The 15,409-nt window shown below is 70.9% G+C and carries 12 protein-coding genes; 7 read left to right on the forward strand and 5 right to left on the reverse strand.

The features are described 5' to 3' along the window. Nucleotides 1-93 precede the first annotated feature (93 nt). A complete protein-coding gene (locus ABNX41_RS12765) occupies nt 94-1,470 on the forward strand; it encodes a TolC family outer membrane protein (RefSeq protein ID WP_438670109.1) in 1,377 nt (458 codons plus the stop codon). A 180-nt stretch (nt 1,471-1,650) separates the two neighbouring features. Next, entirely contained in the window at nt 1,651-2,949 is a 1,299-nt protein-coding gene (locus ABNX41_RS12770) for a hypothetical protein (protein ID WP_438670110.1), read from the forward strand. Nucleotides 2,950-3,555: 606 nt separating this feature from the next. Here ABNX41_RS12770 and ABNX41_RS12775 read toward each other — a convergent pair. From ABNX41_RS12775 to ABNX41_RS12785, 3 genes are all read right to left on the reverse strand, one after another. Next, a complete protein-coding gene (locus ABNX41_RS12775) occupies nt 3,556-3,882 on the reverse strand; it encodes a DUF6280 family protein (protein ID WP_438670111.1) in 327 nt (108 codons plus the stop codon). A gap of 320 nt (nt 3,883-4,202) precedes the next feature. Beyond that, the gene (gene ygfZ / locus ABNX41_RS12780) at nt 4,203-4,979 is read right to left on the reverse strand and encodes a CAF17-like 4Fe-4S cluster assembly/insertion protein YgfZ (RefSeq protein ID WP_438670134.1); all 777 of its coding nucleotides are present in this window, start codon (nt 4,977-4,979) and stop codon (nt 4,203-4,205) included. Between the two features lie 11 nt (nt 4,980-4,990). Next, entirely contained in the window at nt 4,991-6,778 is a 1,788-nt protein-coding gene (locus tag ABNX41_RS12785; RefSeq protein ID WP_438670135.1) for an ABC transporter ATP-binding protein, read from the reverse strand. A 661-nt stretch (nt 6,779-7,439) separates the two neighbouring features. On the opposite strand from ABNX41_RS12785, the gene ABNX41_RS12790 reads away from it, so the two are divergent. The 3 genes from ABNX41_RS12790 (at nt 7,440) to ABNX41_RS12800 (ending at nt 10,243) form a co-directional block, all read left to right on the forward strand. Beyond that, nucleotides 7,440-7,712 (forward strand): metal/formaldehyde-sensitive transcriptional repressor, encoded by a 273-nt coding sequence (locus tag ABNX41_RS12790; RefSeq protein WP_438670112.1) that lies wholly within the window; start codon nt 7,440-7,442, stop codon nt 7,710-7,712. A 29-nt stretch (nt 7,713-7,741) separates the two neighbouring features. After that, nucleotides 7,742-8,704, forward strand: coding sequence for a CDF family Co(II)/Ni(II) efflux transporter DmeF (gene dmeF, locus ABNX41_RS12795; protein ID WP_438670113.1), 963 nt, complete (start codon nt 7,742-7,744; stop codon nt 8,702-8,704). 333 nt (nt 8,705-9,037) lie between these two features. Continuing rightward, nucleotides 9,038-10,243, forward strand: a complete 1,206-nt coding sequence (locus ABNX41_RS12800; protein ID WP_438670114.1) for a pyridoxal-phosphate-dependent aminotransferase family protein — start codon at nt 9,038-9,040, stop codon at nt 10,241-10,243. Between the two features lie 580 nt (nt 10,244-10,823). Here ABNX41_RS12800 and copM read toward each other — a convergent pair. Next, nucleotides 10,824-11,222, reverse strand: coding sequence for a CopM family metallochaperone (gene copM / locus ABNX41_RS12805; protein ID WP_438670115.1), 399 nt, complete (start codon nt 11,220-11,222; stop codon nt 10,824-10,826). 733 nt (nt 11,223-11,955) lie between these two features. Here copM and ABNX41_RS12810 point away from each other — a divergent pair. Next, a complete protein-coding gene (locus ABNX41_RS12810; RefSeq protein WP_438670116.1) occupies nt 11,956-12,831 on the forward strand; it encodes a gamma-glutamyl-gamma-aminobutyrate hydrolase family protein in 876 nt (291 codons plus the stop codon). A gap of 140 nt (nt 12,832-12,971) precedes the next feature. Here the strand turns inward: ABNX41_RS12810 and ABNX41_RS12815 are convergent, their stop codons facing one another. Continuing rightward, the gene (locus tag ABNX41_RS12815; protein ID WP_438670117.1) at nt 12,972-13,442 is read right to left on the reverse strand and encodes an Lrp/AsnC family transcriptional regulator; all 471 of its coding nucleotides are present in this window, start codon (nt 13,440-13,442) and stop codon (nt 12,972-12,974) included. Nucleotides 13,443-13,662: 220 nt separating this feature from the next. On the opposite strand from ABNX41_RS12815, the gene ABNX41_RS12820 reads away from it, so the two are divergent. Beyond that, a complete protein-coding gene (locus ABNX41_RS12820) occupies nt 13,663-15,156 on the forward strand; it encodes an aminotransferase class V-fold PLP-dependent enzyme (RefSeq protein WP_438670136.1) in 1,494 nt (497 codons plus the stop codon). Nucleotides 15,157-15,409: the final 253 nt, after the last annotated feature.

The raw sequence follows: 15,409 nt of genomic DNA on the forward strand, positions 1-15,409 counted from the left end.
TGCGCCCGGGACTGGGCCTTTCCGCGCGGGCGGGGCCTTGATGAGATGGACCAGCGGGGACATGCGTGCCCCGCCAGACGGATGGGATGGCAGATGCTGAAACTGTTTCGGGCGATGGCCCTGGGTGTCGCCGTGGCGGCGGCGGCGCTGCCCGCGCGGGCCGAAACCCTGGCCGATGCGCTGATCGCGGCCTATCGCAACTCGAACCTGCTTGAGCAGAACCAGGCGGTGCTGCGTGCTGCGGACGAGGATTTCGCCGTTGCCGTCTCGGCCCTGCGGCCGGTGATCGGCTATGTCGCCAATCTGGGCGCGACCTGGACCGACAGCCGGGTCTCGGGGGTGCGGGTCAATACCGAGGACCTCAGCGCCTCGGTCACGCTTTCGGCGGATCTGGTGCTTTTCGACTTCGGTCGGCGCCAGTTCTCGATCGACATCGCCAAGGAATCGGTCCTGGCCACGCGCCAGGCGCTGATCCTGGTCGAGCAGCAGGTGCTGCTGGCCGCCGTGCAGGCCTATGTCGACGTGCGGCTGACACAAGAGATCGTGGCGCTGCGGCAAAACAACGTCCGCCTGATCACGCAGGAATTGCGCGCCGCGCAGGACCGGTTCGAGGTGGGCGAGATCACCCGCACCGACGTCTCGATCGCCGAGGCCAGCCTTGCGGGCGCCCAGGCCCAGCTTGCCGCCGCCGAGGGCAACCTGCGCGTCGCGCGTGAGGCCTACAAGGCCGCCACCGGCAACTACCCCGGCAACCTGGCCGCGCTGCCCGCCAGCCCGCGCCTTGGCCGCACGCTGGACGAGGCGCGGGCCGTCGCGCTGGCCACCCATCCGTCGATCAAGCAGGCCCAGCATTCGGTGGCCATCGCCGAAAAGCAGGTCGCGCTGGCGGATGCGGCGATGAAGCCCTCGATCGGCCTTGGCGCCTCGATCAGCGCGGCCGACACCAACGATACCGTGCGCTCGACCCTCGGGCTTTCGATGAACCAGACCCTCTATGCGGGCGGGCGGCTTTCGGCGCTGTATCGCCAGAGCATCACCGGCAAAGAGCGCGCGCTGGCCGCGCTGCGCCAGACCGCGGTCGAGGTCGACCAGAACATCGGCACGCTCTGGGCCACGCTGGCGATCTATGTCGCCTCGATCGAGGCCTCCGACCGCCAGATCGTCGCCGCGCAGGCCGCTTTCGAGGGCGTGCGCGAAGAGGCCAATCTGGGCGCGCGCACCACGCTCGACGTGCTGGACGCCGAGCAGGACCTGCTCGACGCCCGCGCCGCGCGGCTTGAGGCCGAGGCCAACCGCTATGTCGCGGTCTACCGGATCCTGGGGGCGATGGGGCTGCTGACGGCGGATCACCTGAAGCTGGGCATCCCGACCTATGATCCCGAAGCCTATTTCAACGCGGTGAAGAACGCCCCCGCGACCACCTCGCGCGGCAAGAAGCTCGACGGTATCCTGGAGAAATACGGCAAGTGATCCGTCGCGTCCCCGGTCCGGGGGCGCGCGACGTCGGCCCGAAGGGCGCATCTGCGAATGGCGCGGCACTGTTAACCAATCGGTAACGGTGGCGCGCCATTTTCTTGTCTGCAGGGACGGTTGCGGCTAAGGTGTCGGCAAAACATCAATAATCCCCAATAATTCCTTCGGACAGGCACGATGTCGGAACCGCTCAGCTCGCATGAAATCGAGGATGTCCTGTCCTCCATCCGCCGCCTGGTGTCCGAGGAGCTGCGCCCGGGGGGCGGGCGGTCGGCGGATGCGGCGGATTCCGCCGGGGGTGGGGCACTTGGTGGTCCGTCTGGCGGCAAGCTGCTGCTGACGCCCGCGTTGCGCGTGGTGGAGCCAGTTGCGCAGGACCCTGCCGCAACGGGTGCTGGTGCGGCGGGGGACGAACCCTCTGCGGCTGCGCCTGGCTTTGACACGGCGGAACCCGGGTCCGGGGGCGAAGCGGGTCCTGCCGGGGGGGAGGCCGCGCTTGCACAGGTCGAGCCCCCCGCAACCCAGGTGCCGGAAGACGAAGACGCGGCGGCGGAAGCGCAATTCCTCGCAGTGGCCGCGCAGATTCCCGCCGCCGAACCGATTTGCGGTGCGGATGGGCCCCTCGGCATTGGCGAGATACCCGAGGCCGACATGGCCGCCGGCGGGGCCGAAAGCTCCGAGGCGCTTGCCGAAGGCGCGGATGCGGCAGGGGCAGGGGCAGGGATCGAACCCGCCGGATTCGACGCCGTCGAGATCGCCGCCGCCCCGCCTTCCGACCCGCCCGAGGTCCTGCCGCAGGCGCCGCTGCGCGCCATTGTGGGCGGCATCGCCTCGGATCGCGCGGCCGATCCCGAAGCCGAGGCCGATCTGATCTGGGCCTATGCCGAAGAGGTTTTCCCGCCCGAAGAAGAGATCCCCGGAGAAGAGATTATCGAGGAGGCGCCGCCCGCCGGTGCCCTTCTGCCCGATCCGGCCCTCGCCCCGCATGACGCCCCGGCGGTGGATGCGTCCGGGGCCGCGGGACATTGGTCGGCGCGCACGGGCCGGGGGCTCGACTGGGCCGGGGACGATTCAGCCGGGGACGACCACGCCGGGGACTGGGCCGATGAGGAGCCCGCGGCTTTCGCCGTGCCGCCGCTTGGGCCGCTGTCTTCGGCGCCGCTGGTGCCGCCGCCCTTCACGCCTTCCCCCGCCGCCGCAAGGCCCGCGCGGGAGGCGCGGCGGCCCGGCGCGGCCGGTGTCGTCGAAACCCATCCGGGAACCCCGACCGAGGGCGGCGTCGAGGCCGGGCTGCGTGCCTCGGGCTTGTTCGAGGCGGACGAGACCCTGTTCGACGAAAAGCTCCTGCGCGAGATCGTGCGCGAGATCATCCGCGAAGAGCTTGCGGGCACGCTGGGAGAGCGGATCACCCGCAATGTGCGCAAGCTGGTCCGGGTCGAGGTGAACCGCGCCCTGACCACCCGTGATCTGGATTAGTCGGGGGGGGCGGGCAGCGGCCACGGCGCGGGTAACAGCCCGCATCATCGGCGGATCGGATTAGCCGGGGGGGGGGGGCGCGGGCAGCGGCTGACCGGGCTTCGATCCGGGGGGCCTCGCTTGGCGGCGCGCCGTCAGACTCCCGCCCATTCCCCCGTGAAGATGCCGAAGCGCCGGGACGCGCCGGGGCGATGGTCCCCCGGAAAGCCATCGCAAAAGCCCAAGGCGGACAGGCGGCTGGGGAAGCGTTGAAGCGGGAGCGGCGTGACGCCCGATCCGGGTCACGTCTAACCGCTGCAGAATGTCGAAAGTGACGCTGCACGCGCAGGTTCCATGCCGAATTTCGCTGGATCTGGCGCGGCCTGCTTGGCAAGGCAGGCCCAGAATATGGGCCCGAAATGCGGCCCTTGGCACAGGTAACACTTCTCCGGCAGCCGGACAGGAAAACGAAAAGCGCGGCCCCCCTTAGGTCCGCGCTTTTCGTTTCATCCGGCTTGGCCGATGCCCGGTCCCGTCCATGGCCCGACTAGCGGGCCCGGCGTCGCGGGAAAGCTGTCTCGGTCTGGCGGCGCAGGCGGCTGGGGCCAAGCCCCCGGGGCGGCGGGCTCAGGCGGCTTCGGCCTGGTCGGCTTCCAGCGCGGCGCGGCGCTCGGATTCCTCGCGCGACAGCGCGACCGAAGTCCGCACACCCTTGCCGACGAATTCCATCAGCCCTTTCACGACACGCTCGTTCGGGTCGATCCCCGCGCAGGACAGCACCTCGCGGCCATCGCGCGACCGGGCCCAGCGAGCGATCTGCTCCGGCCCGTTCCCGAACTTCTTGTCATCGGCGATCGCATCGTCCAGAGCCGCCAGAACGACGGCCGCAAAAAGCTTGCGGGCCCGCTGGCCCTGTTCGAAGTTGAACGCCGTGCTGTCGATATTATCGAGCATCACTGGTTATCCTTGGTCGTTTTTTGATCTTGTGTCGCGCCCTGTGCTTGTAACGATTTGGTCACGATTCGGGCCCTTCTGTTTGGAATGCCTGCCATGCGTATAGATCATGACTGGCGCGGCTTCCTACAGGATTTAGTCGGTACTTGCTGAAAACGCCGACGAAATATGGGGGGCATTGAAAGGATTTCAAGCTTCGGCCGAAATGTTGCCGTTTTTTGTCGCCGTTGCCGCCGGGGCTTGCATCCGGCCCCCCTTGACCTTCACACCGAACGCGGCCTTGGCGCGCGCCCAAATCGCGGGCGGTTTGCGAACGGCGCCTATTCGGCACGAAGACGCGCTGTATCGGCCGCCAGCGGCCCGGCCAGCCGGTCGAAGCGCAGATGCGCCAGCGCCCGCCCGCCCGAGCGGGTGCCGAGGATCCCGGCCTCGCGCCCGTCGGGCAGGGTGATCGGCGTTCCGGGGGCGGCGGCGCCCTCGATCCGCAGCCGGACGAGGCCCTTGCGCAGTTCGGTCTTGTGCTTCATCCGCGCGGTGACCTCCTGCCCGACATAACAGCCCTTGCGGAAATCGACGCCGTGCAGGCGCTCGAACCCGGCCTCCAGGATATAGCTGTCGTCGACGCGCAATTCGCCGGGGTATTCGGGCACCATATGCTCGACCCGCAGCGCGTCCCAGTCGATCGGCTCGGCGGCGGGGGGGGGCTGGTCGGTCCAGAACCGCCAGCCGAGCGCGGGGTGGCGCGGATCGGCAAGGGCGCCGGGCGGCGGGGCGCCCAGGCCGCGAAGCACGCGAAACCCGGTTTCGGCGATCTCGACCGCGGCGCGCAGCCGGTAGATCGTCAGCCGCCGCAGCGTCGCGGGGGCCAGATCAGCGGGAATGTCCACCAGCAGCACGTCCGGCGGATCGCCGGGGCGTCGGATCACGAAGAAATCGGCCAGATACTTGCCCTGCGGCGACAGGAGCGCGGCCCAGACCATGCCGGGCGCGGCCTTCAGCCCCAGCACGTCGTTGCTCACCAGCCCTTGCAGGAAGCTGTGGCTGTCCGGCCCGGAAAGCCGCCAGACCACGCGATCCGGCGCGATCTCGGCCGCGATGTCGTGCTGTGTCATGCCTTCGTCCCCCCGGCTTGCGCCTTGTCTTGCGCCGCCCCCGGCTCTTGCCCCGGCAGGGCGGACGTGGCGGCGAATTGCAGGTCGTAAAGCCGGGCGTAAAGCCCGTTGTGCGCCATCAGATCGGCGTGGCGCCCCTCTTCGACCACCTGTCCGCGGTCCATGACCAGGATATGGTCGGCCTCGCGCACGGTGGCAAGCCTGTGGGCGATCACCAGCGTCGTGCGCCCGGCCTGGGCGCGGGCCAGCGCCTCGGTCACCGCGCGCTCGGAGGCGGCGTCGAGCGCCGAGGTTGCCTCGTCGAGCAAGAGCACCGGCGCATCGGCCAGAAGCGCCCGGGCGATGGCGATGCGCTGGCGCTGGCCGCCCGACAGCGACGAGCCGCGCGGCCCGGCGCCCGAGTCCAGCCCCTCGGGCAGGCGGGCGAGGAATTCGGCCACATTGGCCGCCTCCAGCGCGGCCGAGAGCCGGGCCTCGGGGATGGCGTCGCGGCCCAGCAGCAGGTTCTCGCGCAATGTCTCGTCGAACAGCGCGGCCTCCTGCGCCACCACGGCGAAAAGGCGGCGCTGGTCCTCCAGCGTCATGGCGGCGGTCTCGGCCCCCCCGATCAGGATCCGGCCCGCGCCCGGCTCGGCCAGCCCGGCGAGCAGGTGGAAGACGGTGGATTTCCCCGCGCCCGAGGCGCCGACCAGCGCGGTGACCCGGCCCGCGCGGGCCTCGAAGCTCAGCCCGCGCAGCACCTCGTCGGGGCCGTAGCCGAAATGCACCCCCTCGAAGCGGATCGCGGGGGGCAGGGCGTGGGGGGCGGCCAGGCTGCGGGCGGGGCGGCGGGCGGTGGGGCGCAGGTCCAGCAGCGCATAGATCCGCACCAGCGAGGCCAGCGCGATCTGGCGATGCCCGGCCAGGTCCGACAGCCGCCGGATCGGCTGGAAGGTCAGCGCCATGGCGGTGAAGAAGGCCATGAACTCGCCCGTGGTGCGGGTGCCCGCCACCACCTCGCGCCCGCCCAGCATCAGGACGGCGAAGAAGCCAAGGCCCGTCACCACATCGACCAGCGCGGGCATGGTGGCGCGGCCGAGCGCGGATTTCACCTCGGAGCGCACGATCCGGTCGAGGATGGCCGCGAAACGCGACTGCTGATAGGCCTCCATCCGGTTGAGCTTGATCTGGGCGATGCCGTGGAACACCTCGTCCAGGCGCGTCGCGCGCAGGCCGGATTGCTCGCGCACCTGCATGGTCTTGCGCCGGATATAGCGTTGCAGCCCGATGGCGGGCAGCAAGAGCAGCGGCACGCCCACCAGCGCGGCCAGGGTCCAGCGCCAGTCGATCATCAGCGCCACCGCGAACAGCCCCGCCAGCGCCACCAGGTCGCGCCCGAAGCCGACGATCACAAGCTGCGTCGCGCCCTGGGCCGCGATCGTGTCGCCCTGGACCCGCTCGATCAGCGTGCCGGGCGGGTTCTTCTGGTAGAAGTCGCCGTCCAGCGTCAGCAGATGGCCCAGCATGGCCTTCTGCATGTCGGCGGCGGTCTCCTGGCTGACGCGCGCGATCAGCGAGCGGCCGAGCACCGCCGTCGTGGCGCGCAGGGAGAACAGCCCCAGGATCCCCAGCCCGACCCAGAGCAGCGCCGCGCCCGAGCGCGCCGAGAACACGTCGTCGAAAAGCGGCTCCAGCATCCAGGACAGAAGGCCCAGGGTGGAGCCCTCGATCACCGACATCAGCAGCGCGAGCGCCAGAAGCCCGGCCTTGCGGCGCTGGAAATCGCGCCAGAACCGGGTGAACAGCCCCTTGGGGGCGGCGGGATCGTCCCGGCCGGGCCGGGGCGCCGGTTGCGGCTCGGCGCCGGAGGGCAGGTCGGCGGGGGAGGGCCCGGCGGCGGAGGGCTCGGTGGCCGGGGCCGGGCGGGCGGAAGGGGTCGGATCGGGCACGGGCTCTCCTGTCTTGGACCCGGCGGCGGGCCGGTCGCACGCCGCGATCCCGGGGATTGCCGGGTGCGGCGGGGACGGCTCCGGGGACGACCGGGGGCGCAGGGCAGCGCGCGTGACGCCCGGCCCGGGCCAAGGATGTAGCGGATGCGGCCTCCGCGCTCAAGCGGGGCGGGGGGGGCGAGTGCGGGCCGTGCGTGAGGCCGGAGCTGCGGGCCTCGCTCCCGAGGGCGGTTGGGTCTGGCCGGAGCGCAGAGGGCTGCGAAGCGGGTGGGTCGGGCGGGGAAGGCGCGGGCCTCGCTTCGCGGCGAAAAGCGCGGGATCGCTTCGAAAACACCGGGAGATCGGCGCTTCCGGCCCGCCCGCACGGATCGGGGGAAAGCTTCCGCCGCGCTGCGGGCCGAAAACGCGTGTCAGGCCGCAGGCCGGATCCCGCCCCCGCGCGTCCGCCATGGCTTTACCGATCCGCACGCATATACTATACTCCACTATGCCATAAGCCGCCAGGAAGCCGCCCGCCATGTCCCACACCCTTCACAACAAGGAAAAGCTGATCGCCCGGATCCGTCGCCTCAGGGGGCAGGTCGAGGGGATCGAGCGCGCGCTTCTGGCCGACAAGCCCTGCGGCGAGATCCTGCGCCAGCTTGCCTCGGCGCGCGGCGCGATGAGCGGGCTGACCGCCGAGGTGATGGAGGATCACCTGCGCGAACATGTGCTGCACGCGGTCTCGGAGGCCGAGCGCCGACAGGGCGGCGAAGAACTGATCGACGTCATCCGAACCTATATGAAATAGCCCGGTCCCCCCGGCAGGAGCGATCCGACATGTCCCCGATCGACATCTCGACCCATGTCCATGCGCATGATTTTCTTGGCCGCGACCATCGTCGCAACGAAAGGCGGGTCTGGCTGGTCATCGCGCTGACCGCCGCGATGATGGGGATCGAGATCGTGGCCGGCACGATCTACGGCTCGATGGCGCTGGTGGCCGATGGCTGGCACATGTCGACCCATGCCGGGGCGATGCTGATCACGGCGCTGGCCTATCTTTACGCCCGCCGCCATGCCCGGGACAGCCGCTTCACCTTCGGGACCGGCAAGCTTGGCGATCTGGGCGGTTTCGCCAGCGCCATCGTGCTGGCGCTGGTGGCGCTGCTGATCGGCTGGGAAAGCCTTCTGCGGCTGGCCGATCCGGTCGAGATCAGCTTCGGCCAGGCCATCGCGGTCGCGGCGCTCGGGCTGGCGGTCAATCTGGCCTGCGCCTGGCTGCTGCGCGACGATCACGCCCACCATCACCACGGGCATGGGCATGCGCACGGGCATGACCATGATCACGACCACGGGCACGGGCACCCCCGGGACAACAACCTGCGCGCCGCCTATCTGCATGTGCTGGCCGATGCGCTGACCTCGATCCTTGCCATCGTCGCGCTGCTGGCCGGGCGCAGCTATGGCTGGCTCTGGGCCGATCCGCTGATGGGTTTGGTCGGTGCGCTGGTGATCGCGCGCTGGTCCTGGGGGCTGATCCGCGATTCCGGCGCCGTGCTGCTGGACCGGCTGCCCGAGGGCGGGGACCTGCCGGATGAGATCCGCTCGGCCATCGAGACCGCGACCGACCGCATCTCGGACCTGCATGTCTGGCAGGTCGGCCCGGGCCACCATGCCGCCATCATCTCGGTGGTGTCGAGCGACCCGGCTGCGCCGGGCGACTACAAGGCGCGGCTGGCCGGGATCCACGAACTCTCGCATGTCACCGTAGAGGTGGAGCGCGTCGGCGCGGTATCGTAACCCTCGGGCCCCGGCGGTCTTGTCCGCGACAGGACGGGATCGCCGGGGCGGGGCCGCGCGTCGGGCGCCTGCCATGCCCGATGGACGCCCCCCCCGTGGTAGATTCCTCGGGCGCGGTAGATCCGCATGCGCCGCATACCCCGGGGAAGGCAGTGGCCCGGCGGGCCGACTTGCCTGATGCGCCGGACCCGCATTTTCCGCGTGACAGCGGCCCCCCATCGCCGGACGGGGCGTCCCCGGACAGGACCTTGACGGTGGGGCGTTGAAGGCGGGGCGTTGACGGCGGGACGGGCTGGGACTAGCGATGGCGCGGCGTAGCGAAGGGAGTCTCTCATGCGCCTTGCCAACGGCCAGCCCTATCTGGCGATCCCCGGCCCCTCGGTCACCCCCGACCGCGTCCAGCGCGCGATGCACCGCACCAGCCCCAATATCTACGAGGGCGCGCTGATCGACACGGTGGTCGGGCTCTGGCCCGATCTCAAGCGCCTCGCCGGGACCAGCCAGCATCTTGCGGGCTATATCGGCAACGGCCATGCCGGCTGGGAGGCGGCCAATGCCAACCTGTTCTCGCGCGGGGAAAAGGCGGTCGTGCTGTCCTCGGGCCGGTTCGGCGAGGGCTGGGCGGGCCATGCCCGCGACATGGGGATCGAGGTCGAACTGGTCGATTTCGGCACCGCAGCCCCGGCCGACCCTGACCGACTGGAACAGATCCTGCGCGCCGATACCGAGGGCCGGATCAAGGCGGTGCTGACCACCCATGTCGACACCGCAAGCTCGGTCCGCAACGACATTCCCGCCCTGCGCGCCGCCATCGACGCGGTGGGCCATCCGGCGCTTTTCGCGGTGGATTGCGTGGCCTCGATGGGCTGCGACCGTTTCGAGATGGACGCCTGGGGCGTCGATGTCGCGGTCTCGGCCAGCCAGAAGGGGCTGATGACGCCGCCGGGCCTTGCCTTCGTCTGGTTCTCGGACCGGGCGCGGGCGCGCTGCGGGCGGGGCGACCTGGCCACGCCCTACTGGCGGTGGGGCCCGCGCGCCGAGCCGGCCGAGGCCCATGAATACTGGGGCGGCACCGCGCCGACGCATCACATCTTCGGCCTGCGCGAGGCGATGGACATGATCCTGCACGAAGAGGGGCTGGAGAATGTCTGGGCCCGGCACGAGGCGCTGGCGGGCGCGGTCTGGGCCGCCTTCGACGCCTGGGGCGAGGGCTGCGCGATCGGGCTGAACGTCGGCCGCCCCGACTGGCGCAGCCGCGCGGTGACGGCGGCCCGGATCGGGGGCGCGGACGGCACCCGGCTGCGCCAGTGGTGCGAGCGCGAGGCCGGGGTCACCCTGGGGCTGGGGCTCGGCATGAACTCGCCCGAGGATCCGCGCGCGGACGGCTTCCTGCGGGTGGCGCATATGGGCCATGTGAACGCCCATATGACGCTTGGCGCGCTGGCGGTGATGGAGGCGGGGCTGAAGGCGCTTGGCATCCCGCATGGCGAGGGCGCGCTTTCCGCCGCCGCCGCCCATCTGGCCTCGGTCGCGGGCTGAAGCGGATCGGCGGGGAGCGGGCGCCTGGGGCGCGACCGGGGGCGCGCAGGCCCGATGAGGTGAAGGCCCGGTGAGATAAAGGTCGGCGCCAAGCGCGGAAGATGTGAAGGCCCGAGGGTGGTGACCTGCCCGGGCGCATGACGCGCCGGGGCGGATAGGACGGGCCGGAGATATCAAGGGCCGAGGATATGACGGGCTGAAGGCGTAAAGGACCGGCGGGCGCATCCCGCCGGTCCCTTTCGTTGCGCGGCCTTCGCATTCCGCCTCTCGACGCGCCGGGCCCGGGCGGGACCGGCCGGGGGAAGAGCGGCGGGGGAGGGGCTGGCGTGGGGGATTGAACCGTCCGGGGCTGAACCGGCGAGGCCGAACCTGGCGGGGTCGGGCAGGCCAGGGCGGAACCCGCAGGAGCCGAACCGACAGCGGCTGAGCCGACGGAAGCTGGAGCCGACGGAAGCCGGACCGACAGCGGCTGAGCCGACGGAAGCCGGGTCGACAGAAGCCGGAGCCGACAGAAGCGGGACCGGCAAAAGCTGGGCCGACAGAATCTGGGCCGGTCAGGACAAGGCCGCCCGCCGCCCGCTCAGGGCGCGTTCGCGGCCAGCCAGTCCTGCATCCAGAGGATCTCGGCCTCTTGCGCGGCGATCACCGCCTCGGCCAGTTCGCGCACCTCGGGGTCGCTGCCATGTTCCAGCACGATCCGCGCCATGGCCACCGCGCCCTCGTGATGCGGGATCATGCCCCGGATGAAGTCGACATCCGCATCGCCGGTATAGTCCAGCGCCATGGCGCCATGCATCTCGGCGGCGGCGGCTTCGAAAGCCAGCGTGGAGGGGGTCGTGCCGGGCGGCACTGGCGCCGCGCCGCCGTGGTCGCCCTGCTCATGGCCGCCGTGATCGTGGGCCTCTTGCGCCGGGGCCGGAAGCGCGAGGCCGATGGCCGCGATAAGGGTCAGGGCGGCGGCGGTTGTGGGTCGTGACATGATGGACCTCCATTTTTGCGCGGCGATGATGAGGCCTTCCTGCCGCTGGAAGGCAAGTCACTGCGCCGTGATCGCCCCCGCGGCATCTTGCCCGGGTGTGCGGGGCGCGGGTGTGCGGGGCGGGGAAAGGGCGGGCCGGGCGCCTTTCTCTGCCGCGCAGGGCGTCGTCCGCCCTGCCGATGGGTCTCGCCGGGGGCGTTCGCCCCGGGAGCTCCCCCCCCGGGGAGCTTTCCCCTCGGAAGCTTTCCCCTCGGAAACATTTCCCCGAGGTGTCCCCCCTGGGGAGGCGCTCGACCGAGGTCTTCCCCGTAACCATCCGACCCGAGGATGTCGCGCCGCGCCCCCTTGCCTCCGGTCGAGTCCTTCCTGGACCCTTGCCCCCGGCAGATCCTTCCCGGGCCCTTGCGAGCGTCACCACGATGCCTTGGGCCGGATTCCCTCGGCTCCGATCCCCGCTCCAATCCCTTCGGCCCCGACACGCAGGACACCGGCTTCTGTGCCCAGACCCTTGGCCGCGTTTCCGAAGGTTCTGGCCCTCGTCGCCCCGACCTCTTTCCATTCCAGCCCGAGACGCGCTTCCCATCCCGGCGAGATGCGCCCGCCCTTCGGCGCCGCTGTTCCACGTCGCCTGCCATGCCGGGCCGCCCGCTTTCCGGGCATTGTGCGCCAACGGCCCTTCGCCTGTGCCGCATCAAGCCTGTAAAACCGGCGCGGCGCGGTCTATCTTCGGGTCATGACCGATCAGACCGCCGTCCCCCATCCGCATCCCCGCCCCCCGGCCGCCCCGGCTCTGGCCCCGGCCCCCGCCCGCCGCCCGGTGGTCGGGATCATCGGCAATGCCCATGACATCGAGGGCCGCTATTCGGTCCATGCCGGGGGGGTGATGACCTCCGAGGCGGTGGCCTTGGTCGCGCATTGCATGCCGCTGATTGTGCCGACCGATCCCCGGCTGGTCTCGGTCCCCGAACTGCTGGAACATTGCGACGGCTTCCTGCTGACCGGCGGGCGCCCGAACGTCCACCCTTCGGAATATGGCGCCGAGGAGACCCCCGCGCACGGCAGTTTCGACCGCGGGCGCGATGCGGTCAGCCTGCCGTTGATCCGGGCCTGCGTGGCGCGCGGCCAGCCCTTCCTGGGGATCTGCCGCGGCTTTCAGGAGGTGAACGTGGCCATGGGCGGCACGCTCCACCCCGAGATCCGCGACCTGCCGGGCCGGATGAACCACCGCATGCCGCCCGGCGGCAGCATGGAAGAGGTCTTCGCCCTGCGCCATGCCGTCCGGTTCAGCGAGGGCGGGGTGTTCCACCGGCTGATGGGCGCGCGGGAGGTGCTGACCAACACGCTCCACGGTCAGGGCATCGACCGCCCCGGCCCCCGGATCGTGGTCGAGGGCCATGCGCCCGACGGCACGCCCGAGGCGATCCATGTCGCCGATGCGCCGGGCTTCACGCTGGCGGTGCAATGGCATCCCGAATGGCGCGCGGGCGAGGATCCGGTCTCGCGCCCGCTGTTCGAGGCCTTCGGCCGCGCCTGCGCGCAATGGGCGGGCGCGGAGCGGGCGGCGCGGGACCACGAGGCGGCGCGGCCCTGCCCGGCGGAGCGGGCCTGAGAGGCGGGCCCGATCGCAATGGGTGGGGCGCGCAATGGGCGGCGCGGGACCATGAGGCGTGGTGCAGGCGTTTCCGACGCGCCCCTGACCGGGCGGGTCTGAACGGCTGTCGCGGCACAGCCCGCCGCAAGAGCGCCCGCTCAGATCAGGCGGTTCAGATCGGCGGGGCGGTTCTCCAGGATCCGCTCCATCGAGAAAAGCCCCGTCACCTTGTCGAATTCGAACCCGTCGATCAGCCGCTGGTAGAAGCGGTCGTAGCCCGCCATGCCCGGCGTCACCACCTTCAGAAGGTAGTCCCATTCGCCGCCGATGCGGTGGAAGTCGATCACCTCGGGCAGGGCGGCGACATGGCGGGCGAAACGCGCCACCCAGTCGCGCGAATGCTGCCGGGTCTGGAGCATGACGAAAACCGTCAGGTCAAGGCCGAGCGCCGCCAGATCCACCCGCGCCTGGGTGCCCGCCAGGATCCCCGAGGCCTGCAACCTCTGCAGCCGCCGCCAGCAGGCGTTTTGCGACAGGCCGACCTGCTCGGCCAGCTCGCGCTGCGAGAGCGAGGAATCGCGCTGGAGCACGGTCAGGATCCGCAGATCGGAAATGTCGAATTTCTCCATATATACGATCATATGACACAATATTTGTCCGTTACAGCGAAAAAATGTCACGAATGATCGTGCGGAACAGGGGCATCCTTGGCGCATGACGACGAAAGCCCTGCCGATGCCATCCCTCATGCCCGCCGACGCGCCCGGCCGGATGCCCGCCGCATCGTCTGGCCCCTCGGGCGCCGGAGCTGATCGGGGGGGCGATCCGCTGGCCCCCTTCCTCGACCGGATGGCGGCGGCGCGCGCCTGTGCCGATCCGCTGGCGGCGCTGGCCTCCGGCCTGATCGGCGAGGGGGTGGAGATCCCCGGCCCCTTCGGCCCCTGCCCGCTGGTCTATGCCGATTACACCGCCTCGGGCCGGGCGATGGCGCAGGTCGAGGATTTCATCCGCGACCACCTGCTGCCCTTCTATGCCAACAGCCATACCGAGGCCTCGTTCTGCGGCGGCCATGTCACGCGGATGCGCCGCGCGGCGCGGGCCGCCATCGCGCGGCTGTGCGGCGCGGATGGGGATCACGCGGTGATCTTCGCGGGATCGGGGGCGACGGCGGGGGTGAACCGGCTGGTCGCGCTCTTGGGGGCGGATGGCCGGAGCGGCCCGGCGCGGGTGATCCTTGGCCCGTGGGAGCATCATTCCAACCTGCTGCCCTGGCGCGAATCGGGCGCCGAGGTGGTGGAACTGGGCGAGGATGCCGCAGGCGGCCCCGACCGCGCCGAACTGGCCGAGGCCTTGGCCACGGCCCGCCCGGGCATGCGGGTGATCTGCGCCTTTTCGGCGGCCTCGAACGTCACCGGAGAGATCGCGGATGTGGCGGGGCTTACGGCGCAGGTCAAGGCGGCGGGCGCGCGGATGGTCTGGGATTACGCCGGCGGCGGGCCCTATCTGCCGATCCGCATGACGCAGGACGGCGGGGCCGGGGCGGCGGCGATCGACGCCGTCGTCGTCTCGCCCCACAAGTTTCCCGGCGGGCCCGCGGCCTCGGGCGTGCTGATCCTGCGCCGCGACGCGGTGGTGATCGGGCGCCCCAGCCAGCCCGGCGGCGGCACGGTGCGCTTCGTCTCGGGGGCGGGGCACGATTATTCGACCTCGCTGGAGGCGCGGGAAGAGGCCGGGACCCCCGATGTGATCGGCGACATCCGCGCCGCGCTGGCCTTCATCGTCAAGGACACCATCGGCGAAGAGCGGATGGCGGCGCGCAACGCCGCGCTGTTCCAGAAGGCGCAGGCGCGCTGGCAGGACCTGCCGGGGCTGGCGCTTCTGGGCCCGGCGACGCGCCCGCGCCTGCCGATCTTTTCCTTCCGCCTTCGCGACGGGCGGGGGGGCTGGGTGCATCAGCAACTCGTCACCCGGGTGCTGAGCGACCTTTACGGCATCCAGGCCCGGGGCGGCTGCGCCTGCGCCGGGCCCTGGGTGCACCGGCTGCTGGGGATCGGCGCGGCGGAATCGGCGCGGCTGCGCGCGGCGATTCTGGCCGGGGACGAGCTGTCGAAGCCCGGTTTCACCCGGCTGAACCTGTCGGTGCTGATGGGCCCGGACAAGATCAGCCATATCCTTGAAAGCGTCGCCGCCCTGAGCGCAGGCGCCCCAGCGCTTGCCGGGCATTACCGCGTCGATCCGGCGCAGGCGATTTTCAGCCCGCGCGCGCCGGACGAGGGCGCCGGAGCCGAAGCCGGAGCCGAAACCGGGAAGGACTTCCCGGCGTCGGCCTTTCGTCCGGCGTGAGCGCGGTCCGGCGGCGTCTGGCCCAAAGGTGGCTTTCGCAGGTGGGGTTTCGCAGGCGGGGCTTTCGGTTGACCTTCCCCCGCGTAAGGTGGAGCATGGCGGCGCCCTCCTTGGTCCGTGCGGCGCTGTCCGTGGTCCGGTCCGTGGAGACGTCCTTGCCCCGGCCTGCGCGGTGTCGAGACTTGTGCTTGCCCGGTGGAATTTTCCGTGATAACGTCGATAAATCCGCTATTGCGGAGTTCCGTTGTCGTAG

Source organism: Pseudogemmobacter sonorensis (assembly GCF_042762395.1).
Classification (GTDB): domain Bacteria; phylum Pseudomonadota; class Alphaproteobacteria; order Rhodobacterales; family Rhodobacteraceae; genus Pseudogemmobacter; species Pseudogemmobacter sonorensis.